Annotated in this window: 10 protein-coding genes; 2 read left to right on the forward strand and 8 right to left on the reverse strand. The window is 67.1% G+C overall.

Going from position 1 to position 26,551, the window contains the following annotated elements; all coding sequences use genetic code 11:
• Positions 1-22: 22 nt before the first annotated feature.
• The 4 genes from ACE026_RS10865 to ACE026_RS10880 all read right to left on the reverse strand — a co-directional run bounded on the left by ACE026_RS10865 (position 23) and on the right by ACE026_RS10880 (position 16,189).
• Positions 23-13,597, reverse strand: coding sequence for a filamentous haemagglutinin family protein (locus ACE026_RS10865; protein WP_486039001.1), 13,575 nt, complete (start codon positions 13,595-13,597; stop codon positions 23-25).
• Between the two features lie 272 nt (positions 13,598-13,869).
• Complete coding sequence (locus tag ACE026_RS10870; RefSeq protein ID WP_486039002.1) at positions 13,870-14,895, reverse strand: FecR family protein; 1,026 nt, start codon at positions 14,893-14,895, stop codon at positions 13,870-13,872.
• The gene (locus tag ACE026_RS10875; protein ID WP_486039003.1) at positions 14,892-15,422 is read right to left on the reverse strand and encodes an RNA polymerase sigma factor; all 531 of its coding nucleotides are present in this window, start codon (positions 15,420-15,422) and stop codon (positions 14,892-14,894) included. The genes ACE026_RS10870 and ACE026_RS10875 overlap by 4 nt, the downstream gene beginning before the upstream one ends.
• The gene (locus ACE026_RS10880; RefSeq protein WP_486039004.1) at positions 15,422-16,189 is read right to left on the reverse strand and encodes an STN domain-containing protein; all 768 of its coding nucleotides are present in this window, start codon (positions 16,187-16,189) and stop codon (positions 15,422-15,424) included. Before ACE026_RS10880 ends, ACE026_RS10875 begins: the two co-directional genes overlap by 1 nt.
• A gap of 71 nt (positions 16,190-16,260) precedes the next feature.
• Between ACE026_RS10880 and ACE026_RS10885 the strand changes: the two genes are divergently transcribed.
• Positions 16,261-16,608, forward strand: a complete 348-nt coding sequence (locus tag ACE026_RS10885; RefSeq protein ID WP_486039005.1) for a hypothetical protein — start codon at positions 16,261-16,263, stop codon at positions 16,606-16,608.
• A 3-nt stretch (positions 16,609-16,611) separates the two neighbouring features.
• Here ACE026_RS10885 and ACE026_RS10890 read toward each other — a convergent pair whose 3' ends face one another.
• From ACE026_RS10890 to ACE026_RS10905, 4 genes are all read right to left on the reverse strand, one after another.
• Positions 16,612-17,076 carry a hypothetical protein gene (locus ACE026_RS10890; RefSeq protein WP_486039006.1) on the reverse strand — a complete coding sequence of 155 codons (465 nt, stop codon included), beginning with the start codon at positions 17,074-17,076 and terminating at the stop codon, positions 16,612-16,614.
• 97 nt (positions 17,077-17,173) lie between these two features.
• Complete coding sequence (locus ACE026_RS10895) at positions 17,174-18,529, reverse strand: Gfo/Idh/MocA family protein (RefSeq protein ID WP_486039007.1); 1,356 nt, start codon at positions 18,527-18,529, stop codon at positions 17,174-17,176.
• A 53-nt stretch (positions 18,530-18,582) separates the two neighbouring features.
• Positions 18,583-21,561: a TonB-dependent receptor plug domain-containing protein gene (locus ACE026_RS10900; protein WP_486039008.1), complete on the reverse strand. Its 2,979-nt coding sequence runs from the start codon at positions 21,559-21,561 to the stop codon at positions 18,583-18,585.
• A gap of 133 nt (positions 21,562-21,694) precedes the next feature.
• Complete coding sequence (locus tag ACE026_RS10905) at positions 21,695-25,054, reverse strand: TIM-barrel domain-containing protein (protein ID WP_486039009.1); 3,360 nt, start codon at positions 25,052-25,054, stop codon at positions 21,695-21,697.
• 333 nt (positions 25,055-25,387) lie between these two features.
• Here ACE026_RS10905 and ACE026_RS10910 point away from each other — a divergent pair, with 333 nt between their 5' ends.
• A complete protein-coding gene (locus ACE026_RS10910; protein ID WP_486039010.1) occupies positions 25,388-26,545 on the forward strand; it encodes an SIS domain-containing protein in 1,158 nt (385 codons plus the stop codon).
• Positions 26,546-26,551 lie beyond the last annotated feature (6 nt).

A 26,551-nucleotide genomic window follows, 5' to 3' on the forward strand; every position in this document is an offset into this window, starting at 1 on the left:
AGGGGCAGGAAAGACGTCGGCATCACTGTCGCTTCGTCGTCGCAGCGTCGAGGCGGGCGCGCTGCTCGGTGCTCAGCTCGCCCATGCCGACCACCTGCACCACGCTGTCCGGGTCGTAGCGATCCTCGTGCTTCGGCGGTGCCACGCTGCTGGTTTCGCTGCCAAAGCCCAGCACCTGCACGCTGATGGTGGAGGGGCGGGTCTGCTGCGTCTGGCGCTTGACCATCTCCTGCGCCGCCTGCACTGCGGTGTTCGCCGCCGCGCTGGCCGAGGTCAGCGCGCTGACGTTGACCGCCGCGACCACCGGAATGCCCACCGCCTTGCCCTGTACCTGGATGTTGTCGGCATTGAGCACCTGCAGTGCAGCCAGGTTGACGTTGCCCGAGACCCGGATACCGGCCTCACCCGCATCGATGGTGCCCAGCGGCGCGATCAGGTCGATGTCGCCCGGCGGAATCTCCGCGATCGGGTTGAGCGTGGCGATGCCTGCGCCGGTGCTGGGTGCATTCGGCGACAGGGTCACGTTGCCCACGGTGTCGTACGCGCGGCGCTGCGGGGTGTACACCACGGTGGTCTTGCTGCCGCGGCCCGCATTGATATCGCCTTGCGCCGACCACCCCAGGATGTTGCCGCCGAAGGTGGTGAAGATACGGCTCTGGCCCATCAGGATGCTGTCGCGGGCGTAGATGGCGATGTCGCCCTCGCCCTGGGTCATGACGCCCGAGCCCGGGCCGGGTACGAACCCGCCGTCGATCCCCACCAGGGTGCGGCCACCGGGGGTCATGATCTGGATGTCGCCGCCGAACTGGGTGTGGATGCCGGCATCCAGTACTTCGTAGTACGCCACCCCGTAGCCCGGCCTGCCCATGGCAACCCACTCTTCTTTGCTGATGTACGTCTTGCCCGGCGTCGGGCGATCCTTGCCGATGCCATTGGTGCTGACGTACTCATCGATGTACTGCGCACTGCTGAACAGGGTGAGGTCGCCCTGGTAGCGCCCGGCCTTGTCTGTACCATCCGACCCAGGCAGCAGGGTGGCGATCGCTTCGCGGCCACGTACATAGCTGCCGAAACGCCGGCCATCGGCGTCGTTGTACTCGCGGCCGGCCGCCTTGAGTTCGGCGTAATACACGTTACGTAGGAAGGCACGCTGCTGCTCGGCCGGCAACGCATCGAAGAAGGCGCGCGCATCCATCGTAGTGGGATTGAACGTCACGCCCAGCCGGTTGATGCCGCCGAAGCGATCGCTCAACCAGTTGACCAGGTGCAGTTGGCTTTCCAACCGGTACTCACGGGCCAGCGAGCGATTGGTCGCGCTGCCACCGTCAGCGAGAGCGGCCTGCCTGGCCTGGTCCAGTTCGCCCTGCTTGGTCGTCAGGTAAGCGACCGCACCCGCCTCATCGCCGCTGTAGCCGAACTCCTTGCGCAACCAGCCGGTCAGCGACAACGACCCGTTGTAGAGGGTCACCGCCTTGCCGGTCTGGTCGGCCAGCGGGCGATCAGGATCGGCGAGATTGGCCGCATCCAGATAGCGATCCGCGAACCCGTTCCAGTTCGCACCCGCACCCATGCCAGCGGCCACCACAATGCTGGCGCCGTTGCTGCGGTCGCCCGGCTTCACGTCAACCACTGCACCGAGGGATTTGATCTCGCCCTTGTCGGCCAGATACACGTTGCGACCGGCGGTGACTTCCAGCAGGCCTGGGCCGGCGACGTAGAAGCTGCTGGCACGGATATCACGGCCAGCCTCCACGACTGAGATGTCATCGGCGTGGCCATGAGCGATGAGATTGCCACGGCCCTCGCCCACGGTGTCCTTCTGGCCGAGCCGGGTACCGCTGTCACTGATGTCGCGGCCCGCACGCACTGCGACGGGAATCGAGCCGTCGTAGCGGTCACCGTCGCGCCCTTGGAAGCCCAGTGCGGCCACCTGGCCCATGCGCAGGCCGACGATGTCGCCGTCTACGGCGTAGTAGCGGGCAGGCTGCTGGCCTACCCCGGCGTAGCCTGACGTGGCCTGGCTGCCGAAGTTCAGCAGGGAGGCGTTGCTCAGGCGTCCATTGCCATCGCTGATCCAGTCGTTGAAGCCGACATTGGCCGGGGCCGCGTTGTGTACCTGCACCGGATCGAAGCCGTACTGACCACCGCCAGTCTGCGCGGTGATGCCCAGGAACGCCGGACGGTACGGGCTGCTCAACCCTGCCGGATCCGCCGTGGACGCGGTGATGGCGTAGCCGCCGGCAAAGATCGACCCACCGGCCAGCAGACTCAGCTCACCGGTGCCAGTGACGTTGGTGAATTGGCTGCCCTGCGGCGAGGGCGCCAACGTGAGGCCACGCAGGATGCGCAGTGGCGTAGTGCCGAAGTTGTTGCGTAATGCGGCGGTACCGACGCCGTAGTACATGCTGCCGTTGGCGGCTGCGGCCCGCAGGATGGACGGATAGAAGCTGCCATCGTAGGTGCCCGATGCGTTTCCGCCGCGGCGGCCAACCGCCACATCTTCGTGCGTACCGCCTTCGGCCCAGTCCGTGGTCGGTGTCAGGTTGCCGCCGGCACTGAAGAGATCGACGCTGGTTGCCGGCGTCCACAGCGAGAACGCGCTCCAGCCAAGGCCCGCGTGGTACTGCCCGTCGTAGGTGAACGGGGTGGAATTGAGCAGCTTGGTACGGCCCGCATCGGCAACGCCGCCCAGCACCAGGTCACCGCGCGTATCCAGCTTCGCTGCTGCATCGCCAAGGACCAGCACCGGGCCACCGCCCGCGTAGGCACGGCCGGCGCTGAACGGATCACCGCCGCGCGAGTCCAGGTGGTCGGCCACGCCGTATCGCAACTCCAGCCCGCCGAGTGCGCCGGCCTCCACCCGCAGCGCACCGCGCAGGTTGACCAGGGTGCTGTTGAGATCATGGTCGTTCTGGCGGATGCCGGCATTGGGGTTGAGGCTGCCGCCCAGCCGCAGATCCAGATCGCCGCCGCCGGTCAGTATCAGCTCGCCCGAAGCGTTCATGCGGCCGGTGCTTGCCACGGCCAGATTCAGGCCTTGGCTGCGAGGCGCGAAGTTCGCCTGGCCGATCCCGCCGTTGATGTTGTCCTTCGCATCACCGCGCGCCGTCATGATGCCGGCATTGCCTCGCGCCTCGACCACCAGGTTGCCGCCGCCCAGCGTACCTACGCCGGTGAAGCCGACCAGGTACGGGTCGTTGATGAACAGATCCCGCTCGTAAGGGTAGTAGGTGCCATCCACCATTCCAGGCACATACGTGCCGAAGTTGATCCACCACGCCGCCGGCGTTCCCTCGGCCCCGGTGGTGACACTCCCGGTCCCCTGCCGCCACAGCCAGTTGGCCACTGCAGCCGTGCCGATCTGGGCACGCACCATACCCAACGGAAGGTCCGGCCGGATGTCGCCGCCGGAACCGACCAGATCGCCATGAATATCGCCACCGGCGCGAAGCAGCACGTTGCCGCCCTGATCGGGATACCAGGCGCTGTAGAGGCTCTGCTCGCCACCATCCACCAGATGCTGGTAGGCCGTGCCTTCCTTTTTCCACAGAAGGCTGCCATCGGTGAGCAGGCCACGCGGCAGGTTGTAGGGGTCACGTCCGTCGCTGCCCACCGTGGCTGCCGATGCAGTGCCGGCCGTGTAGATGCCATACAGCGAGCGCATCTGCAGATCGCCACCGGACACCAGATCAAGATCGCCGGTACCGGTGCGCAGCACACTGAACAGTTGCTCGCGCGCGGGGCGCGCGCGGTTTTCGTAATCCGGCGCGGTGCCTTCGCTTTCCTGCGCGATGGTATCGCCCAGTCCCCAGTCATTGAGCTCCAGCGGATTCTCACCGATGAACCCCCACAGGAACAGGATATCCAGGTCCTCCTGCGCGATGATCGCGCCGGGCACCAGCACGAACGGCATGCCCATCATTTCCCACTGCTCGACGTCGAGATTCTCGGACCAGCGATAGATCGCCGGCGAACCGGTGCCGGGGATCGGGCTGAGCTCACTGCCCATGCCGTAATGGCTGTCACCCAGACGCAACGTGCCGGTCCCGCTGGCAGCAACGGCACGATTGTCGGCAGCGTCCAGATCCGCGCCGGCCACCAGACGCAGGTCGAACGAGCGCGAGCCGGCGGGCAGCATCGGGGCCAACGCCCAGGTGCGGCCCTGGTTTCCATCTGCATCGGCCGGGCGCAGATTGACCATCTCCGCTCCGCCGGGCAGCTTGACCTGGGTCTCGGAGGGAAGGATCGCGCCCTTGGCCAGCAGCAGCGGCTGCGCCAACTGCATGCCCACCGGCAACGTCGCGCCCGCCGGCCAGATGCCTGCGGCAACGCGCGCATCCGCCGGCAGTTGGAATCCGGCGTCCAGTCGGGTGCCCGTCGGCAGGGTCACTGCCGCGGTTACAACGCTGCCGGCCGCATGCAGTACCGCGCCGTCGGCGTCCCGGATGGCTGCGCCGAGCACCACGCCCGGGGCGAGCAACAGTGGTCCGTCCAGCACCATGGTTGATGGCAGCACTGCCCCTGCGGGCAAGGTCATCGCAGCGGCGGGCACGTCAAAGTTCAGCACATGGCCAAGCTGGAAGCTGGTCCCGGTATCCAGTGTCACCACGCCGCCATGCGGAATGAGCACCTCCCCGCCGAAAGGCAGACGTCCCTGCGGAAGGACCCAGCCCCGATCATCCGGCGTGGTCCCCAGGGTCAGGCGCGAGCCGTCGAACCCATCGCTGATGCTGCCAAACACCGCCAGGTCACCAGCGGCACGCAGCACCAGTGCGCCGGCTTCGCCGGAGCCGTACACCGCAGTCTTCCGGGTGGCCGGATTCAGGCTGGCGTAGCGATGGCCGGAAAGGTCGATGTCGCCATCGACATGCAGATTGCCGTCGGCATTGCGCGTTGGATCACCGCTGGTGACGATTTCCACACCCGGGCGCAGGTGGAACTGGTCGCCGTAAGCGCGCAATCCCGCCAGCTTGCCATCGATCAACGCCGGGTTGGCCAAGGCGTTGTCGATGAACGCAACGCTGTCGGCATGTTTTCCGTCCAGGTAGGCCTGGTCGATCACCTGGTAGGTGCGCCCGTCCGTAGTCGTGTCGGTGCCGATGGCGGCATCGTCGTAGCGCTGGAAGGCATTGACGGTGACCGAGCGGGCGCCATCGATACGGACCGGCGCCACTGCATCGATGGCGATGTCGTTGCCGCGCGCGCCACCCAGACGCGGGGCGTTCAACGCGACGGTGCCGAAGTTCCGGTCCGCGCCGGTGACGCCGAGGTCCAGCCGTGCGCCACCAGCGATCAACAGCACGCCTTGACCCGAATCGATCTCGATCACCGCACGGTTGGGCGCGTCGATGGCCTGACCGTAACTATCCCTGCGCAACACGCTGGCGTGTGCGTCGAGCATGGCGCTGCCGGCGAGCGTGACGCCCTGCGAGGCCGCCAGGCGGATGCTGCCGACCTGCTCACCACTGGCATCGATACGCCCGTTGACCCGCAGGTGTCCGTTGTCCACGGAGAGATTGATCTCACGTGCTTTGAACTCATCGCCGATGACCAGATCGCCCTGCTTGAGCTGGATACTGCGGCCGCCGAAGAACTGCCCCTGGTTGAGGCGCGTGTTGAGGCCTGCGAAGTCGCCGATGTGCTGTGCACGCAGATCCAGATAGCCGCTGGCGTAGGGCACCCAGGTGCCGCCGGCGTCGTAGCGGCCGCTGCTGCCACCGCTGAGCTGGCCAGCCAGCGTGACGGTGCCGGCCGCGGCATCGAGGGCGAACGCACTGAGTCGGCCAGCGCGATTGTTGACCGCAGAGACATCGATGCGCGAATCCGCCGCCTGGAGGATATTGCCGCCGTGGCTCAGGAGATTGACATCGCCACCCCAGCTGTAGCGGCTGACGTCGAAGAAATCCATCCTGCGTCCGGCAAGGTCCAGCTGCGCACCGGCATCCAGCACGAGGTCGCGCTGGGCGGTGAGCGACAGCTTTCCGCTGGGCAGCAGCATTGCGGTGTCCAGAGTCAACGCTGCACCGGCGTCAAGCGAAAGCTCCGCGCCCAGCGCACCGGTCAGCGCGGCATTGTCGACGGGCGTGCGGGTGCTGCCTTGCGGTGCGCTCACGGAAATGTTGCCGCCCGCGCTGATGTGATTCACCGAGCCTGCCTTGCCGGTGAGCAGCGGCGTACTGATCCGCAGATCACCGCCGCTGTAGCCGAACGCGTGTTGCTGAGCGTCCCAGCCTCCCTGTGTCTGGTGTACTGCGAGGCTGCCCTGGTGATTGGCGGTGATCCGCTCGCTGGCATTGAGCGCCACCGTGGCAAAGCCCAAGGTACGGCGGTCGTGCGAGGCCACCGTATTGGGCTGGCTCTGCTCTGCATAGCCAAACACGATCTGGCGCGCATCGATCTCCAGTTGGCCGCTGCCCGTTCCGGCTCCCCCAGCCACCACGGCACCTGCAGGCGCAGCGCTGCCATTCCAGACCAGCGAGTCGGTCTGGATGCGTGCAACGTCATCGACGCTACCGAAGCCATGGATCGCCGGGGTCGTGAGCACCAGTTCGTCCAGCGTGGACTTACCGGCGCTGTCGAGCGTGGAGAGCTGCACCGATTCGTAGAAGTTGACCGAATCGGCCGCCGTCAGCACCAGCCGCTCCAACGCCGGCGCACCCGTGCTCGTATCACCCCGCAGCAGACGATCCAGCACCTGCTGGTTCAGTGTCAGTCCCGGTGGCAGCAGGCCATCGGTCGCCAGTCTTGCCAGCGCGGCGGTGCTACCGACGTTGATGCTGCCCACCGCCAGCACCAGATTGCGCGCGCCATAGCGCGCGGATTCGGCCAGCTCGAATCGAGCCGTCGTTGCGGCGGTGAGTGTGCCACCGGCGTATAGCGCGGCGCTGCCGGTGCATGCGGCTTCCGTGACGCATACGCCGATACGTATGTCGCCCTGGCCCGAGCGGACATCGTTGCTGAGCGTCGGCGCCAGCATGTCCAGCCAGCCATTGGACACGGCCAGCACCGAGGCCTGGCCCGGGTCGAACATGTAACCGGCACGGGAATCCCATGCCGCATCGCCGCGACCCAGGGTGGTGATGGTCGCGCCCTGCTCCAGGGTGATGCCGCCATCCTTCTTGCCGGTTACCAGAAACACCTGTGCGGCGCTTAGTTCCGCACCTTCGCGCATCACGATGCTGTGGGCGGCGTTGTAGACATTACCGAAGCCCACCTTGTAGGCGTTCTGGGTGATGCGGTTGAGCTGGAACAGCGAGGTCGGCGTGCCGCCGATGGTGACGGTGTTGGCGCCGATCGCGTTGATCGAATCGGCGTGCAGCGAAAGGCCATCGAAGTCGACGGTCGGGGATTGACCCGGTCCCAGCAGTTCGATCGCCCGCGCGTTGCTCAGTACGACCAGTTCGCTGCCGAAGCCGCCCGTGGCAGGCGCCTGGGTGACCGTGCCAGGCGCGATCGTCACCCCCGGGTCGTCGATCGGCCGCATGCCCAGATCCAACGTCAATCGGCCGGCGTCGCGTTCCAGGCGCGGCCGCGGTGCGCCATCACGCAGCGCCCAGTCCAGGCCGAACTGCGCGTAGCTGGTTTCGTTGTACTGCGAGTACTGCCGCAGCGTATCCGCCGACGTTACGATGACCTGCGCGTTGACCGAATCCTGGATCTGCGTATTGGCTGTGCTGAAACGCGCCGAGGTGGTCCAGGAACCATTGCGCATGGCCGTGCTGGCGCCAAACCGAGCGTGGCTCTCGGCCAGGCCGTTGACCTCCACACGGAAAGCACCCGGCATCAGGGCATACGTGGACGGCAGCAACGTATAAGTGCCGGCGGGCAGCCCGGGAACGCCCTCGCCGATCTGGATCTGGCGGCCGATGGCCGGATCGCCGGCCCCCTTCTCGGCGGCGACCGGCGCCGCTCCTGGCTGAGCCCCGGGCATGATCGCGTAGACCGGATTGGTGGACAGCCCTGGCAGCACGAATCCTTCGCCATGGGGCGCGATCTGTACCAGCGGGTGCAGGCGAGCATCCGTAGAGCCGCCCCGACCGCTCAAGAACGCCGCGCCGCTCAGCTCGCCGCCGCCGGTCAGATCGATCACCGCCCCCGCATCCACCACGATCTGCTCGCCGCGCAGGGTGACACCACCGAGTTCGGCACCGTCGCCGCCAATGCCTTTGTAGACGGCGTCGATGCCGTCGTAGACATAGGTGAGCCCGTCCTTGGTACCGCCATAAGGCAGTCTCAGCCCAGCACCGCTGGTGGAGCTGATGCTGCCCGGCTGCAGGTGGACCCGGGCGCCAGTGGCGATGGCGCTGTTCTCGGACTGGCCTAGAATGAGGCTGCCCAGCGGTGCGCGCAGCACGCCGCCCTGTTCGATGTTTGCCGACATCAACCGCAGGCTGCCGAAGGCGCTCAGCGGCATCGCCGGCTCGGCGCCGGCTGTCCGCTCTATACGCAGGTGGCGGTCCGGGTCATACGCAGCCTTGAATTGTCCGTCCGTATCGACACGGCCCACCTTGCCCGCGCGGATCTCCGTGATCGCGTTGGTTGCCGGGTAGATCTGGCTGGCAGCCATGACCAGATTGCCGACCGTATCGAGCGAGGTGCGATCACGCACTTTCGACTTGAGCAGGCGCAGATCGCCTTCACTGCGCAGCTCCACCGTATCGAAGCCACTCCGCTGCACTTCGATCTTGCCGGTGACCTGGGACAGCTGGCCCGAGGTGCCAAAGGCCACACTCTCCAGGATGTCGATCGTGCTGGCGTCCACGCGCAGGTGGGTGTCATCCAGCACCAGCGGCAGACGCGTGATATCAGGCAGCGGCAGCGTGTGGTGATCCTTGGCGGTACGGGTGCTGCCGGCCAACCGGACATAGGGCGCAGCCAACGTGACCTGTGCACCGGACACACTCTCCTCGGCCAGGCTGAGCGAGTTGCTGATCAGACGCAGACTCTGGCCCAGCGTCAGATCGACCCTGTCCTGGAAGCTGAGCACGCCGCTGACCAGTACACCCAGGGTGCCGAAGCCACCGGCCTGCACCTGGTCGACCCCGAGCGCGCCTTGGCCGTACTGCATGGCCGGATCCGCCTGGCCTGGCCTCAGGTCGGTCGCCAACCCTGAGCCGGGGTGCGCCTGCGCCATGACCATTTCGCGAAGCGAGCGCACGCGGGCATCGGGAACGTCCGTGTTCAGGTAGTTCGGCGTCTCCAGCGTCACCGACAGCGTGCCGCCCGCAGCCCCCTGGCCACCTGCCGCTGCGCGCATCGATCCATCCAGGAACAGGCCGTTGAAGCTGGCCAGATGGACGACGCCGCCATCGCTGGCCAACGGGGTGGCGCCCAACTGCGGCAGGTCCACGGTAGCGGCAGCACCGGACGCTTCCAGGCGGGCCCCCGGGCGCACCACGACGAAGGCATCCACGCCATCCGCCGCCGTGGCATCGGGATCGTATCGGCCACCGATCTGGATGCGTCCGCCGTCCGTTACCTCGCCAAAGCGCTGCCCGGCCGCGTCGATTCCCGAATGGGCCGCACCGGACACATCAAGCAGGGCCTGTTCACCGATCCAGAACGAGCGATCGTGACCCTTCGCCGAGGCGCCCTCCTGGCCGAATCCATGGTCCAGCAGATTGATCTGACCCGTATTGGCCTGCAGCGTGCCCTCGACCGTCATCTGCCCGCCCGTGGTGAGGCCGATGCTGCGGCCGCTGTCCACCTGCAGGTGCGCGCCACGCCCGATCGACAACGAGGCGATGGAGCCGATGCCATACCCCGCCGTCAATTGAAGGTCCGCGCCACGGCGCTGGGACAACGTGCCCTTGGCAACGTCGGCCGTGAACTCCGGCGCCAACCAGGTCTGCAGTGCGCCCTCCGGTTCACTGTCCGTGGACAGGCCACGGGCGAGCAGCGGATTCACCCGCAGCACCGGCATGGTCACGCGGAGATCGGCAGTCGGGGCCACCGCCAGACTCTGGTGGCCGGTCACCTCGTAGCGCGAGAAGCCGCGGTCGAACACCCCCACATCCAGCTGGAAGGGACGGGCCACGGCGACATCCTGCGCCAACACGTTACCGGCGCCGATACGGGTGCCTGCAGGCAGGAGCAGATCGGTGGCCGCGATCGTGCCGGCACGGATCATGGCCGCGCTTGGCTGGACACCGATGCCACGTGGGAATGCGTCGCCCGGCACCACGTAGTTGACCGGGAATCCCCCCAGGTTGGTGGTGATCTGATTGATCACCGTACCTGCGGGCAGCACGACCGGCGCGGACCAGAAGCTCACCGAATAGGCCAACCCGGTGCTGGTACGCACAACGTAGCTGTCGTTGCTGCCCAGCGGCTTGGGCAGCGTCCATGGCGCCTGCAATGTCAGATGGCTCGCTGGATCGGCCGGATTCACCACGGGCTGGGTGCCGATGGATTCCCCTGCGCCCGCTTGTACACGCGTGTAGTGATAGTCCACCGGCAGCACGCTGCCTGCGGTGATCTGGATGCCCTCCGCCGCGATCAGATCGACCGGGGAGGCCTCACCCGCACGCAGCATTCCATCGCTGCCGGCAACTTGGCCACCGATGACGACGGCGTTGCCCGTCTGCAGGCGCAGCGTGCCGCCGCCCTTGATGCCATGACCGCGCAGTTCACCCTCCAGCGTCAGCTGGCCCGCCGGCGCAGCATCCGTGCCGACGGCAAAGCGACCGTTGGCAATCACCGACACGTCGCCGCCCCGGCCACCCTCCAGCGCATCGTTGGCCTTGAGCGTGGCGCCCGAGGAAACATCCAGGCGCGCGCCACGCGATACCACGACATCATCGCTGCCGTGCAGCGTGATGGAGCCGCCGTCGATGAAGGGCAATCCAGCAATCCCCTCTGCGGTGGCCTGCAGGTTGTTCCAGATACCCCGCGCGTCAAGCAGCACGTCCTCGCCAAGGGCGGTGCGCGCGCGGGTGCCTGTGCGCGGTGCGGCGATCGGGCTGTCCAGCCACCCATTGGAGGGCGTCCACTGGGACACCTGGTCACCCAGGGCGATGGACCCGCCCCGTGCCACAAGATCCGCATCGACCTGCACATCGACGGCGTGCAGCCCGATCCCGCCGCCGGCAGCGACCTGTATCGCTTCCTCCACGTTCACGCTGTCGCGGGCAAGTACCAGCAGCCTGCCCAATGCAAGCTCATTGAGCCAGGCCGCATCCAGGTGCACCGCTGGCGATACAGTGGTCGTCTCGCCGGCGTCCCCATCCGGAGCAGCACCACCGATCATCACCCGAGAGGTGATGGCCGAGGGCGAGTACGTAAGACCCCGGGTGTTTTTGTCATTGATCGCAGTGAGCTGGCCGATGATCAACTGGCCATTGCGCGCCACTGCCGTCTGCGCCTGCAGATAGCCATCCAGGTCCTTTTCACGCGCGCGGATCTGACGGTCGCCCTGGAAGGTCGTGGTTTCCACGTCACCGGCGAGTGCTGCCGATTGTGTGGCGATCACCAGCCGACCTGCATCCCGGCCGACCACATAGCCGTTCTCCAGCTGCTGCTGGCGCCCGATCAACGGGTTGTAGTGGTAATCGGTGGTGCCCCATCGCGCATGCGTGTCTTCAAAGCCACGATAGAGGCCGCTGTAGAGCAGGTCGCCGGGCGCCGTGGACGCGTTGTAGAGCTTGCCGTCGGCGCCCTTGAGATGGCTCTGCTGGATATAGCCGGTCTGGACGTCCAGCGTGCCGCCGGACAGATTGATGCTGGAGCCCCGCTGCGTCGTCAGGTTGCCGCCTGAGAACTGCACCGTGCCACCCTGCGCGGACCATTCGCCGATGCCATGGCCGGTGACACCCAGGTATCCCCCGACTTCCAGCAGACCACCGGCGGTGTACCAGCGGTCGGTCTCATAGCCGTTGGTGCCAGCCGGGACCAGGACCAGATCGCGGCGGTCCAACCAGATGTTCTTGCTGTTGAGGGACTTGTCGTCGCGGTTGACCGATGCGTCGCGTTGTTCGTTGCCCTGTACGTTGATCTGGACGTTGTTGGCTTCCATCGCGATCTTGACGCCGACATGCCCGGACACGTCGATACGCGCGCCATCGGCGACGTTGCTGCTGCCCACCGCATCAACCATCACCTGGCCGCCAGTGGCCAGGGTGAGGCTCCCACCCTCGATATCGATATCTCCACCACTGATGATCTGCACCAGTGACTGATCGCGCCGATGTTGGATACCGTCGCCGGCATTGACCGCGTCCAGCATCAACGTCTCGCGCTGGACATCCAGTGCGGTGGTCGCCGTGTCGTCGAGGGCGATCACGGTCAGGCTGCCCGCGCCGAGCGTGACGTTGCCCTCCACGTCCTTGCGCTCGGTCTGCAGGTGGACGGTGCCACGGGTGTTCACCGAGCTGGTCGAGACCAGCGCACCCTGCTGGCGCACATCATGGCCGGCCAGGGTGATGTCGCCGGTGGTCGCCTGGATCAGGCCACTGTTGCTGACCACACCGCTGGCGGGGCCGACGGCAGCATCGGCTGCCACCGGCTTGCGCAGCGTGGTGACGACGTTGCCACGGGTCGTGGAGGTCTGGTTCTGGTCGGTGCCCATGCCCTTGCGGATCACGAACGCATCGCCGGCGGCCAGCGTGGTCTGGCCGTTGGCGGTGGTGATCTGGCCGTGGTTGTGCACCTGGCGGCCGAGCAGCAGCACGTAGCCGCCGCCTTCGGTGACCGAGGTGGGGACTGCCGTGGTGATCTGCGCGCCGCGCTCCACCACTACGTCGCCGGTAGCCGCGCCGTGGGCGAAGCTGTTGGCGGTGGTGGTCAGTTCATTGCCGAAGGTCGGGATGTAGGCATTGCCCTGCGCGTCGCTGTACAGACCCTTGCGGAACTGCGCATCGCTGATGTTGACCGCCGAGGCGGCCAGGTTCTTGACGTTGACCTGGCTGCTGCCGTCGAACACCACGCCATTGCGGTTGACCAGCATCACCGTGCCCTGGCCCTGGATGCGGCCGAGAATCTGCGACGGGAGCGCATTGGGATCATTGACCCGGTTGAGCAGCGACCAGCTCGCCTGCTGGTCGAAATCGACCACGGTGTTGCGACCGACGTTGAAGGTCTCCCAGTTGAGGATGGCCTTGTCGCCGGTCTGCGCGATGCTGACGGTGGTGGTGCCGTCCTTGCTGCTCTGGGTGGGGGCGCTGGCGTTGAACCAGCCGCGCGTCAGGGCGTCGTCATCGATCTTCAGCCCGCCCTCGCCCAGCCCATCGGGCACCTGGCCGGCGCGCCGCCGCGCCGCATCGCGGGCGGTCTGCTGCATGCGCTGCTGCATGGCGATCGCCTGCGCGGCAGTGTTGAGGTTCTCCAGCGACGTCTTGAGCGTCTCGCGCGCCTGCTGCGCCTGTTGATCGGTACGCACCAGGTTGGATGGCATGCCGTTGGGCAGGCGACCGGTCTGCGCGGCGGTCTGCTGCTGCGCGCCCTTGTTGGCGAACCATGCCGGGCTGAAGGCCTGCTGCGCGTTGACGCCAGCGGCAACGCCGCCAGCCATCAGCAACACCGCGATGGCCTGCGACAGCGCGCGCACCTGCGGTACCTGCGAGGGCCTGCTTCCGATCGAACCGCTCTGCTGCTTCACCATCGCTGTCACCCGTCGCAATATCGTTCGCTGATAAGGGCAAGCGCGTGCTGCCGTCCTGCAGCGCGATCCCGTCCATGGCAGGAGCGAGCGTGGCAGTGCAATGCGTTGCGCTTGTTACGAGGGATAAGACGGGGGCGGGTGACAACGACTGAACCATTGCAACAAAAAATTCATCTGCGCACGACGCGATCGCGATGCGGTGTCTGATCGTCATGTCGGTGTCATCGGAGCATGCTTGGATCACGCGCGTTCGCGCGGTGCACGAGCGCGGCTCAACTGAGCAGAACGACGCCGCCGGGCATGCTGACCACCTTCGCGCCATAGGCATCGCGCACCAGATCGATGAAGGTATCGATGCGCGCCAGTGGAATGCGCGCCTGTACGCGCCGGGCCGGCAATGCGCTGCCGGTCAGCACAAGGCGACCAGTGCGGTAGCGGTTGATCTCATCGACCACGTCCTGCAGCGGTTGATCATCGAACACCAGCCAACCGCGCCGCCATGCATCGATGGTGTCGGTCGCCACCGGCGCCACAGAGGCGATCCGGTCTACGGTCAGGCGTGCCTGCCAGGAGGGCTGCAGCACCACGGTGCGCGCCTCCCGCACCAGTTCGGCCCGCCCGGCAAGGCAGGTGATGCGGATATCGCCGCCGACACAGCGCACGTTGACCCGCGCACCCGGTGCGGGTAACAGCCGCGCGCCTTCAACGCCGATCACGAACCCGGCAGCCGCCGAGGCCGGCAATGCGAACTGCGCCTCGCCCTGGCTCACCACGATCCCGGCCGAGCCGTCGGCGGGACGACGCATCGTGGTGCGCGCGGCCATGGCCACGGCCACGCTGCCGATGCTGAGGTCGCGGCGCTCGCCGGTCGCGGTGCGGTAGTCGGCACCCAGCGCGTCCAGCGCCGGCCACAGCCCCAGCGGCGACTGCACCGCCACCCAGCCGACCGCGGCGGCGGCCACAGCGCTGCCCAGGAACGCACGGCGGCCTGGATTGAAACGGCGGGGGCGCTGCCGTACCGGGAGGACGGTTGCGGATGCGGGCAGCGGCACGCCGGCGTTCGGCACCGTGGCCTGGGCCGGGCCCGTACTGCCCTGCAGTGCCGGCGCCAGCGCCGACCACAGCCGGCGTGCCTGGGCGAACGCCACGGCATGGCGGGGGTCGAGCGCGCGCCAGCGGCGGAACGCGTCCGCCTCGGCAGCCGTCACCGGGCCGGTCTGCAGGCGCAGCAGCCAATCATGCGCTTGCGCCTGCACATCAGCGGGCGATGGGGATACGGAGGTCTTCATATCAGTCATGACGGTTTTCCCGCCCCGGGACCGAAACGCTGCACGAGCGGCCGGTCCAGCCGACCTGCGCAGTGCTGCAGCGCCTTCTTGAGGTCCTTGCCAATCATCCGCGAGGAGACCCCGTGCTGGTCGGCGATGGTGTCGATCGGCTGCTGGTCGATGCGCGCGGCGATCAGGATGGCGCGCTGGCGCTCGGGCAGCTCGCGCAGGGCATCGGCCAGTGCCGCGATCTCGGCCTGGCCATGCGCCACATCGGACGGGTCCAGGTAATCCGGGGCTTCGTCCATCAGCGCCTCCACCTCGGCACCGGTCAGCACCCGGCCGTGGGCGATGCGCTGATCGGTCGCGGCATTGACCGCCATGCGGAACAGGTAGGCCACCGGATTGCGCTGCGGCTGTGTGCTGCCCATGCGCTCCACCCGCAGCCAGGTCTCCTGCAGCGCATCCATGGCCAGGTCATCCGAGCCCAGCCGGCGCCGCAGGCGCTTGCGGAAGGCTTCGTAGTGATCCAGGAACAGGGTGCGCAGACCGCTCATCACCGGCTCCGGCACGGCGGCGTCGCGCCCGGTGTTTCGGGCAGCAACAGCAGGGTGATCGGTTGCGGCAGGTCGGCTGGCAGCCCCGGCAACGGCAGGTCGCGCAGCCGTCGGAGGATCGCCGCGTCGCGCTGGGTGTCGCCGGTGGAGTCCAGCAATTCAGGGGCGCGGATACGACGATCCGCGTCGGTCAGCCAAAAGCGCAGGCTCGCCCGGTACGCGCCCGGCCGGGTCAACGCCGCGCTGCACAGCGCTTGTTCCAGCGATTGCTGGATGACGCGGGCACCGCGCTGGCGGGTTCGCTCCGGCAACGATGGCGTGCTCACGGGCGTGGTGTCGGGCAACGCGTCATCGGCATCCGCCACCGAACCCACCGGGACCAGCGTGAACGCGCCGCTTTCCACGAAATGCGGGGCCAACCCCGTTCCGGTCAGCATCCGCTGCAATGCGTCGTGCGGCGCATATCGCCCTGAGACCGTAGCCGAACGCAGGCCACCCAACAATCGGGCATCGATCAGTACCGCCACCCCGGTGATCTCCCCATAGGACTGCAAGGCCTCCGGCAGCGGCTGCGCCGGAACATCGAACGTGTATTGCGTGTGCGTGGCATCGAGGATGTCCTGCGCCAGCGTCATCTTCGGCGGCCAGGCCATCGCCAGCAGGATGAGGAGCCAGTTGCAGCGACGCAGACGGTATCCGCGTCGGTTGCCCGTGCGCCTGTCTGCCCGCCCCTGTTGGTCATGCGCCCCGGTGTCATAAAACTGCATGCAAGACGCGCCAGCATCACAACGCCAAGCCGGTCACGTTAGGTCGGCTTCATTGCAGAGCGGTGACACCCATGCCGAGCCCTCGATCACCCGCCACGGCGGGCCTGTGCATCGCCCTGCTGGTGGTGCCCTGGGTTGCCCGCGCGCAGACCGACCCGCCGCCCGCGTGCATCGAGGTGGAGGTCAACGGCGAGCGCATCCGTGATTACGATTGCTTCAGCCGGCTGCTCGCGCCTGCGGCGGCCTCGGCGGCACCCGCACAGGCACCCGGCTCCCTGCTGATCGTCCGCCAGCCGCCATCGGCGCTGGGGCTGGCCCATCGCGCGGCCACCCAGCAACGCATGGGCAATACCTTCGGAATATCCACCCAACCACAGCGTCCGCCACCGCCGCCACCACCGGTCAGGCCCGGACGATGACGCTCAGGGGATAGGCGTGTCGCCGGCCGCAGTGGGGATGAGTGAAAGCCCAAGATTCAACGGCTGGCGCATGTCCGGCGGCGGTGCGGCGGGCAACGGCGCAGCACTGAGCAGCGCACTCAGCTCGGCATCTGCCACGGCATCGCCCAGTGAGGCGAAGCGGCTATCGATGATGTTGCCGGTGGTATCGATCCACAACGACACGGTCAGCGCGGCCCCCGGATCCTTGCGCTCGGCAAGACGGGCCTGCAACCGCTCAACGCGCGGATCGCCGGTGTTGCTCAGGCGCTGCGAGAGCACCTCACCCGACTGCGCGGCATAGGCCATCCAGTGCGCAGGCGCGGCATCGGCGGCCGTGGCGGCGCCCGCCACGACCAGCCCACCCAACACGCTCCAGCGGCGGGCCTGCTGCCACCATCGGTGCAGCCGCGCTCTCCACCCACACCTATGTTCTGCCACTGCCGTCATGCTGCCGCCCCCGAAATGGAACCGGGCCGCGCAGGGCGGCCCGGTGGGCGATTACTGTGCGGCCCGTGCGTGACAGAACGATGGCGGGTGGTATCGCTCAGTACGTCCCATCAAACGCGAAGATCGGCTTGCGCTGCTTCCACAGCCCGGCGGTGAAATCCGGGAACTCCAGCGTCTGGAAGCTGTTGGCGATGGACTGCTCGGACAGCGGTGTGATCGCGCTCCAGGTGATCGCATCGTAGATGTCGATCGGCATCGGTGCCTTGGCCTTGAGAGCCTCCACGAAGGCATGGATGACGAACCAGTCCATGCCACCGTGGCCGGCGCTGGCAGCGGTATCGGCATGCTGCTTCCACAGCGGGTGCTCGTACTGATCCTGATAGGCCTGGAACGGTTCCCACTTGTGCGGCGGGCTGCGGCCTTCGATATGGATGGACTGGTTCACGTCCATCCACAGGCCCTTGGTGCCCTGCACGCGGAAGCCCATCGAGTACGGGCGCGGCAGCGAGGTGTCGTGCTGCAGCAGGATGGTCTCGCCGTTTTCGCAGGCCAGGGTAGTGGTGACGATGTCGCCGAGCTTGAAGGTGACCTTGGTGCTCGGATGCTTGGTGCCGCCGCTCTTGGCCACGGTGTAGTCGTGCAGGCCGCGTGCCTTGCTGGCAAACGCATTGATGTGGGTGAAGCGGTTGCCACGGTTGATGCCGGTGTACATCGCGCACGGGCCGATGCCATGGCTGGGGTACAACTCGCCATTGCGCCTCACCGAATGCTCGGTGCGCCAGCGTGCTTCGGACCAGCCCTTGGCACCGAACTCCACGCCGCTGTCATACGGCTGGCTGGGATCGCCGGAATTGAACTTCACCCCGCGCAGATCGTGCTGGTAACCGCCCTGCAGGTGCACGAGTTCGCCGAACAGGCCTTGCCGCACCATCTGCAGCGCCGCCATCACGTCGCGGCGGTAGCAGACGTTCTCCAGCAGCATGTAGGGCGTACCGGTCGCCAGCTGGGTCTTGAGGACATCCCAGTGGTCCTGCAGGGTGATGCCGGCCACCACTTCGCAACCCACCGCGATCTTGGCCTGCATGGCCGCGATCGCCATCGGTGCATGGTATTCCCACGGCGTGGCGATGATCACCCCGTCCAGGCCGCGCTGCTCGATCAACCGCTTCCAGGCGTTGACGTCGCCATCCTGGCCGTACGCCTTGGGCGCCGGTTTGCCGGCCTTGGCCACCATGTCCATGCCGCGCTTGAGCATGATCGGTTCGATATCGCACAGCGCGACCACCTCCACGTCATCGCGGCGGACCAGCTCTTTGAGCAGCACCTGGCCGCGCATGCCGGTGCCGATCAGGCCCAGCCGCACCTTGCGCGCGCGTGCCCAGGCGGGCGTGTTGGGCAGCAGGCTGGTGGCGGCGACGGCCGCGCTGGCGGCGATGAATTCTCTGCGTTTCATGGACAGTACCTCGTGTGAAGATCGCACCGGCCGGGACCGGCGCGGGGGAAGCATCAGAACTTATAGCCGACGGTGAGACTGTAGCCGCGACCGAAGATGGTGGCGTAATCACTGGAATCGCCGAGGAAGCTGTTCGGGTCATAGAACGGCAGACGGTCGAACAGGTTCTTGATGGTGAAGCCGACGTTCCAGTGGGCATCCGGGCGCCAGGCCACGCTCAGGTTGGCGGTCCACCACGACGGGGCGCCATCGCACTTGCTCTGCTCCACCGGCAGGTAGCCGGCGGTGCAGCTCTGCGGATTGTTGTCTTCCTCGTCGATCTGCTGCAGCGCCCACTTGGTGCCGCCCACGTAATTGACGAAGACGCTGGTGGTGACCTGCTTGTAGCTCCAGTCCGCGTTCAACGTGGCGCGCAGGCGCGGGTTGTTGTAGTAGCCGACCAGGTCGCCGTAGTACCAGCCGCTTTCATCATCCAGGTAGGAACGGTTGCGGTTGGCGATGGTGGCGGCCACACCGATGTTGAGGTTGCCCCACTCGCCCAGCGAGAAGCGGCTGCGCGCATCGATGTCGAAGCCGTCGATCAGGGTCTTGCCACGGTTCTTGTACTGGCCCACCACGCTGGCCACGTTGCCCACGCTGTAGCCGGGCAGCGTGCCGGGACAGGCCACGCCGCTGGCCGGGTCGGCACACATCGCCGCCAGGGCAGCCAGGTTGGCGCGGTCGCTTTCCGTGATCGGCGAACGGGTCGAAGAGATGATGTCTTCGTCGCGGGTGAAATCCGGGGCGACGATTTCATTGCTGCGGTAGATGAACCAGTAATCGGCCGACACCGACAACCACTGCGTCGGCTCGTAGACGAAGCCGAGCGTCGTGATCTTGGCCTTCTCCGGCTTCAGATCCGGGTTGGGTTGGGTCATGCGCGCCACGGTGCGGCTGCAGTCGGTATTGAGCAGCGTATTGCCGAGGTCGACATCCCCCCCGCGCTGCGACTGCAACAGCAGGTTGGCGATGGCGTTGGTCTCGTTGCAGCGCACTTCATCGCGATAGCCGCCCAGCTGGGCGAACACACCCCCGTTGCCGGACTCGGCCAGGCTGGGGGCGCGGAAGCCGGTGGAGTAGGTGCCGCGCAGCATCAGCTGATCGAACATCTGGTACTTCAGGCCGATCTTCGGGGCCAGGTTGGCGCTGAAGTCCGGGTACTTGTCCACGCGCAGTGCGGCGTCCAGTTCCAGCTTCTCGGTGAGCGGCGCCACCGTCTCGGCGAACAGCGCATAGGTGTTGCGCTTGCCGTCGAACCACGAGCCACCCTGCTGGGTGATCAGGCCGTTGGCCGCGTCCGGGTTGCCCGGCGTGTAGAAGGTTTCGCGGCTGGCGTTGAAGCCGAAGGCCGCACGCACTTCGCCGGCCGGCATCTGGAACAGCGGGCCCTCGATCTTGCCATCCAGGGTATGCAGGCGCGTCCAGGACTGGATGTCGAAGGTGGGGAACGCTTCGCGGATCAGCGCGGCGTTGGCCTCGCTGATCTCACCGAATTTGTATGCCGGATGGTCGGAAATGATCACGCGGCCAGTGCCCGGGTCGACCGAGTACGGACCAAAGGCCTTCTCGAAGCCGGCCAGGTTCACGTTGGTGGTCTGGTAGGTGACCGAGTGGCTGCCGGCGGTGGCGAACGCGGTTTCCCAGTTCCAGTCGCCGATGTCACCGCGCATTCCGGCCACCACGCGGTAGCTCTGGTCGGTGTTGCGCTGGCCGAAGTGGTTGGCACCCACGTCCTGCAGCAGGTACTGCAGGCCGACCACGCCGCCCATCAGTGCCTTCAGCTCGGGCGAGGCGTGGTTGTATTCGTTGTTCGGGCCCAGGTACGGATACAGGAACTGGTTGACCGTGGTGCCGGTGTTGCGCGAGAACCAGCTGGTCGGGTTGCCGGTGGTGGTGCCGTAGGCGCGCGGCGTGCCACCGTTGGCGGTCAGGTCGATGTCGGTGTAGGTCGCTTCGGCGAAGGCTTCGGTGCTGTCGCCGATCAGGAAGTGCGCGTTTACATAAGCAGTGTTCCGCTCGGACTTGGCGCCGGCGTCGATCTCGTTGTTCATCCACGTCTCCCAGATACAGCGCGGGCCGGCCGCTTCGCTGGTGAGCACGTTGTTGCAGCCCGGGGCGGCTTCCTGCACGCGGCGGCCGGTGACCGGGTCGAACGCGAAGTAGCTGCCCGGGTTGAACTCGCCCGGCTTGCTGCCGGTGCCCAGGCGCAGGTTGGGCAGGTAGTTGGGGTTGTTGACGTAGTACTGGTCGGGCCGCTTGTCGTAGAAGTCGCTCAGCGGAATCGCATCGCGCCGGTACAGATTGACCGAGGCGTACACGTTGTAGCGGTCTTCATCCAGATCGCCGAAGCCGGCGGTGATGCTGCCCTGGTGTTCGCCGTAGGAGCTGATCCGCGAGGATTTGTCCGTGGTGAGGTTGATCTCCGCGCCCTGGTAGGAGCGTTTGGTGATCACGTTGATCACGCCGGCCACCGCATCGGTGCCGTACACGGCCGAAGCACCGTCGGTCAGCACTTCCATGCGTTCGATCGCTGCGGCGGGGATCGCATCGATGTTGACGAACTGGGTCTGGAAGCCGGCCGGCGCCCCGTAGTAGGACAGGCGGCGGCCGTTCAACAGCACCAGCGTGCCCTGTGCGCCGAGGCCACGCAGGTTGGCCTGCGAGGCACCGTCCGAGCCGGTGAACAGTGAACGCGAGTCCTGCTGGCCCGGCCGCGCGGCGGGCAGGTTGTCGAGCACCTGCAACAGCGTGCGCGCGCCCATGTTCTCGATGTCCTGCTTGCTGATCACCTGCACCGGCGAGGCGGTTTCCACATCACTGCGGCGGATGTTGGAGCCGGTCACTTCGATGCGCGACAGCTCGGTGGCTTTGGTATCGGGCGTTGCGTCCTGGGCGCTGGCACTGCCGACCACCGCAACGGCCAGGCCGAGTGCGATGGACAAGGGGGTGGCGGTGATGCGGCGATGGCGATGGCGATGGCGTTCGGTCAACATCTTGGGCTCCTTGTTCGATCCGCAGCGTGGGGCTGGCGGTGGATGGGTGTGTTCGGGCAAACGTCCCCCGTGCCGCGGCCAAAGGGCCGCAGACGGGAAACGGGAGAGAGCGGTGCTTCGGAAGGCGGTTCGGTTACGGCGACACGATGCTGGCGGTATCGCCCTCCTGGCCGATCAGGGCGGCATTGGCCCAGTTGCCACAGACCTGCGCGGGGTGGTCACCCTGCGCCCCGAGCGTGCGCAGGCTCAGCCGCTGCAGGCCGCGCACGTCCAGCTCCGGTTTGACCACGCCGGGTGCGTTGACCAGCCCGCTGTCATACAGCAACCGACCTTCACCCCACACCTGGAACTGCATGCCGCCGGCGGTGCGGCACTGATCATCGATCCCCAGGTCGGCGCGCAGCAGGCGCCAGCCGCCGCCCAGCTGCAGATCGATCCGGCTGCTGGCGTTGACGCCCAGGCCGCGGCGGAAATGCAGCCCGTTCATGCGCATTTCGGCCTCGCCCCCGAAGGCGTGGTCGGTGGCGATGCTGGCCTTCAACGGGCCGGGCAGCGGCAACGCGGACAGGTACAGCTGCTGCGCTGGGCCCTCCGCCTGCGGGTGCTCCAGCACGTGGAACGTGGACAGCACGATCGGGCCGACATCGCGCGGCTGCAGCGCATCCACCGCACGCGCCACGCTGCCCTGCGCCGCGGTCACCATCGGGTCGGCACCGCTGGCACCGTCGCCTTCCGGGTTCTGCGTGCTGAGCACGCGGAAGCGCAGCAGGCGGCCGGCATGGGCGGGGAAGTCGATCTGCTGCATGCCTTGCTGCAGGGTCAGGCGGCCGCGCTTGATCGGCTCACCCCATTCGCCGTTGCTGTCGGCCATGTAGATTTCGTAATCGCGGATCTGCCCACTCTTCCAGTGCTGGTCGTTGCGCGGCGCCAGTTCGATGCCGTCGATCAGCTTGCGTTCGCCGAAGCCGAGCACCCATTCGTGCGCACCGGTCTTGACCGCCTGGTTGCGCACCGTGCGGAACCACGTGGCCGGATCATCGTCGAAGGCCTTCTCCATTTCGTAGCCCTGCTCCTCGGCCGGGCGGTTGACCACCAGCAGGCTGTCGGAGGGCAGCGCGCGGCCCAGTTCCGGTGCGGCCGGGAAGGCATCGTCGGCAGGTGCGGCGGCGATCGGCAGCTCCAGCTGCAGCGCGAGTGCCTGGCGGATGTCGGTCGGTGCGGTGCGCACATGCAGGGTGCCGCGGCGCTCGGCCGCATCGAAGTACCAGCCCTCGCCTGCGGCCTGCCACGCTGCCGGGTCGGCCAGCATCGGCAGCGCGCGGCCATCCAGCGTCACCGCGGCGGGGCGCTGGCGGCTGAGCACGCGCAGCGCATAACGGCGCTGCGGCAGCTGGCCGGCGTACTGGCCCTGCACCGCCTCGATGCGCACCTGCACCGGGCCACTGCCCTGCGCTGGTCCCTGCACCGTGATCGCCTGCGTGCTCGATTCGCCTTTCTCATAGCGGCGGGTGGCGCCATCATCTTCGTACAGCGTGTACTGCGAGGTGCCCTGCGGGTACAGATCGAAGGTCACTTCATCCAGCGGCTTCTCACCGTCGTAGAGCATCGCCGGATACATCGGGATGATCGCCCCGGCGCGCACGAACACCGGGATCGTGGCCAGATCGACCGCGCGATCCAGCGAACGTCCCTCGGCACCGGCGGCCAACTGGCGGCCGTCCCAGTAGTCGATCCAGCGGCCCTGCGGCAGGTGGATGTCGCGGCGCCAGCCACGGCTCGCGGCCTGGCTGCGGTACACCGGCGCGATCAGCAGCTCGCGGCCGAGCAGGAACTGGTACTTGTGCGCTTCGGTATAGGCCTGCGGGTCCTGCGGGTAGTCCCACATCAGCGCGCGCAGCAGCGGCGCGCCGCTGGTCGCCGCATCGTGTGCCAGCCCGTACATGTACGGGGTCATGCGCATCTTCAGCTTGAGGTAGTCGCGGTTGACGCTGCGGTAGGGTTCATCGAACCACCACGGGTGCTTGCGCGCGTTGCCGGACCAACCGGACATGCCCATCAGCACAGGGGTGAAGCTCTTCCACTGCAGGTCACGGGTGAAGGTCTCGGCGCTGCCACCGAAGATCGCATCCACGTCCCCACTGGCGTAGGCCATGCCGGACAGGCCCGAGCCGATCAGGGTCGGGATGTGCCAGCGGATGTAATGCCAGCTGCTGCTCTGGTCGCCGGTCCAGGCCACCGCGTAACGCTGGATGCCGCCCCAGCCCATCACCGTCCACAGGAACGGGCGCGAGTCGGAATTGTTCAGGATGCCGTTGAAGGCGGACTGGTTGGCGTCCATCGCGAACTGGTAGCCCTTGCCGGTCCAGGCCACGTCCAGCTTCTGCACGCGGCTGCCGGCAGTACCGACTTCCCAGGCGATCTTGTCGACGCCGTTCTCGGTCCACAGGCCGGTCTTGAAGCCGTATTTGGCCAGGCCCTGCACGGTTTCGGGCAGCTTCTTGTAGCCGCAGCCGTAACCATCGTTGGGCAGGATCCAGCCGCCGGGCATGTCGTGCTCTCGGTACTGCCTGGCCACGCTGTCCACCACATCGGGGGTGGTGCCGGTGGGGCCGTCGCGCCAGCCGTCGGGCACGCTGCCGGGCTTCTTGATGTTGTCGCCATCGTTGTAGCAGTCGGCATCGCCATAGGAGAACGCCCAGCGCGGCAGCAAGCCGGCGCGGCCGGTCAGCGTGGTGTAGCGGTCCAGCAGGGTGTGCAGGCTGGGCCCGACGAAGTAGTACGCATCGAAGCGGTCCTCGCGGTGCAGCAGCGTGGCCTGGTCGGCCTGGCGCAGATCATAGGTGCCGTCGCTCCACGTGTTGCGCAGCATGCCCCAGCCCCGCGAGCTCAGCAGCATCGGCGCCGGGTTGGGGCGATCGCCTTCTTCCCAGCCACCGGAATACGAGACCTCCAGTTCGCGGCCCTTGAACTCGAAGCGACCGTTCTGCTGGCCGCCGCCGTAGAAGTGCTCATCGCCTTCGCTGGAGAGCACCTGCACGCTCTGGTCCTTGTCCAGGTCCAGCGGCTGCAGTTCGTGCCACAAGGCGACATCGCGTCCGCCCTCGCGGCGATCCAGCGACAGGCGCAGTGGCTGGCGCTGGATACGCAGCACCAGGGCGTCGGTACGGATACGCACCTCGTTGCCATCTTCCTCTACCTCGAAGGCGACCTTCGCGGGTGGCTGCGGCAGCACGATCGGGGCAGCCTTGTCACCGGCATCGGTCAGCGTGCCGTTGCGGCCGGCGCGCACACGCAGCACGTCATCGCGCAGCAACTCCACGCGCAGCGTGGCGCCGGTATCGGTGCTGAGTGTCCAGCCGGCGGTGCCGTCTTTGGCGGGGGCAGCGGTGATCGCACGCAGGTTGCCCACCGGCGCCGCGTTGGCAGTGGCAGCCAGAGCCACTGCGGTGAGCAGTGCGATCGTCAGACCAGTGCGTCGAAACCGGAAGTCCACCTTGCCCCCAAGCCCGCGGTCAGCGGGAAACTGAAACCAGTGCGGCCGACTCTAGGGCAGGGTCTCGAAAGATGTCAACAAATTGCAAAGAAAAAGGAAGGATATTTTGCTATAAACGAAAGATGCGGCATCGCGGCACTTTCCAAACGCCACCTGAATACGCATTTTCTGCCCGCTGAGACCTTGGTGCAGCGCGGCATTCCCCGCCATCTTCGACGACCACCCCACGAGCGAAGGACGAAAACTGTGACCGATAGACCTTTTCTTTATCTTTCGATATTTGACATTTCGAAAGAAAACGCAGAAGGTGCGGTCGCCCAACAGGAATTGCGAATGGACGCTTCTCTGCTCCCTGATTTGCCCACGTGGCAGCGCCTCGGTGGCGCCTATACCGCCGAAGAAATCGCCCAGCAGCCCCGCTTGTGGGCTGCGCTGGCCGGCCTGCTGGAGGCCGCGCAGGCGCGCGTCGATGGCTTCCTCGGGCAGGCCCTGCGCGATCCCAACCAGCTCGTGATCTTCACCGGCGCCGGCAGCTCGGGCTTCATCGCCGAGATGGTGGCCGACCAGATCAATGCGCAGTGGCCCGCCGAGGTGCGCGCCGTGCATACCACCAGCCTGCTGACCCATCCGGCGCTGTACCTGCGCCGCGATCGACCGACCCTGCTGGTGTCGTTCGGGCGCAGCGGCTCCAGCCCGGAGAGCGTGGCCGCGGTGGATCTGGTCCGCGACCAGGTCGACCACGCGCGCTTCCTGGATATCACCTGCAACGCCGCGGGCGAACTCGCCACGCGTGGCCACGGCCGCAGCGATACGTTGTCGCTGCTGATGCCGCCGGCCAGCTGCGACCGCGCCTTCGCCATGACCAGCAGCCTGAGCTGCATGCTGCTGGCCGCGCTGAGTGTGTTCGACAGCGCTCCGTGGGCAGCGCGCCTGGAGCGTCTTCGCACGTTGGCCAGCCATGGCGAGCGTGCGCTGGAAGCCTGGGATGCCGCGGTGGCCACCCTCGCCCAGGCACCGTATTCGCGTGTCATCTATCTCGGCAGCGGTCCGCTGGAAGCGGTCGCCCGCGAGGCCGCGCTGAAAGTGCTCGAACTCACCGCCGGCCGCGTGCTGGCGCTGGCCAATACGCCGCTGGGGTTCCGCCATGGGCCCAAGTCCACCCTCAACGGCGAGACCCTGGTGGTGATGCTGCGCAGCGCGCAGCCGCTGGCCCGCCGCTACGAGCAGGACCTGTTGAACGAACTGCGCCGCGACGGCATCGCCGGGCGGGTGCTGTCGATCGGGCCGGATGACGTGGACCGCGCCGAGGGCGACTTCGTCCTCGCCGCACCCGCGCTGCCCGATCCGTGGCTGGCTCCGCTGTGGCTACTGGTGCCGCAGTGCTATGCGCTGCAGCGTTCGGCCGCGCTCGGCATGACCCCGGACAATCCCTTCCCCGACGGCACGGTCAACCGTGTGGTGCAGGGCGTGACCATCCACCCCCACGGCTGAGCACGC

The sequence above is a fragment of the Stenotrophomonas sp. AGC87 genome (assembly GCF_057333975.1).

Excerpts from the sequence above, each read along its gene's own strand:
- ACE026_RS10865 (WP_486039001.1), bottom strand. The coding sequence starts at position 13,597 with ATGGTGAAGCAGCAGAGCGGTTCGATCGGAAGCAGGCCCTCGCAGGTA.
- ACE026_RS10870 (WP_486039002.1), bottom strand. The coding sequence starts at position 14,895 with ATGACTGATATGAAGACCTCCGTATCCCCATCGCCCGCTGATGTGCAG.
- ACE026_RS10875 (WP_486039003.1), bottom strand. The coding sequence starts at position 15,422 with ATGAGCGGTCTGCGCACCCTGTTCCTGGATCACTACGAAGCCTTCCGC.
- ACE026_RS10880 (WP_486039004.1), bottom strand. The coding sequence starts at position 16,189 with ATGCAGTTTTATGACACCGGGGCGCATGACCAACAGGGGCGGGCAGAC.
- ACE026_RS10885 (WP_486039005.1), top strand. The coding sequence starts at position 16,261 with ATGCCGAGCCCTCGATCACCCGCCACGGCGGGCCTGTGCATCGCCCTG.
- ACE026_RS10890 (WP_486039006.1), bottom strand. The coding sequence starts at position 17,076 with ATGACGGCAGTGGCAGAACATAGGTGTGGGTGGAGAGCGCGGCTGCAC.
- ACE026_RS10895 (WP_486039007.1), bottom strand. The coding sequence starts at position 18,529 with ATGAAACGCAGAGAATTCATCGCCGCCAGCGCGGCCGTCGCCGCCACC.
- ACE026_RS10900 (WP_486039008.1), bottom strand. The coding sequence starts at position 21,561 with ATGTTGACCGAACGCCATCGCCATCGCCATCGCCGCATCACCGCCACC.
- ACE026_RS10910 (WP_486039010.1), top strand. The coding sequence starts at position 25,388 with ATGGACGCTTCTCTGCTCCCTGATTTGCCCACGTGGCAGCGCCTCGGT.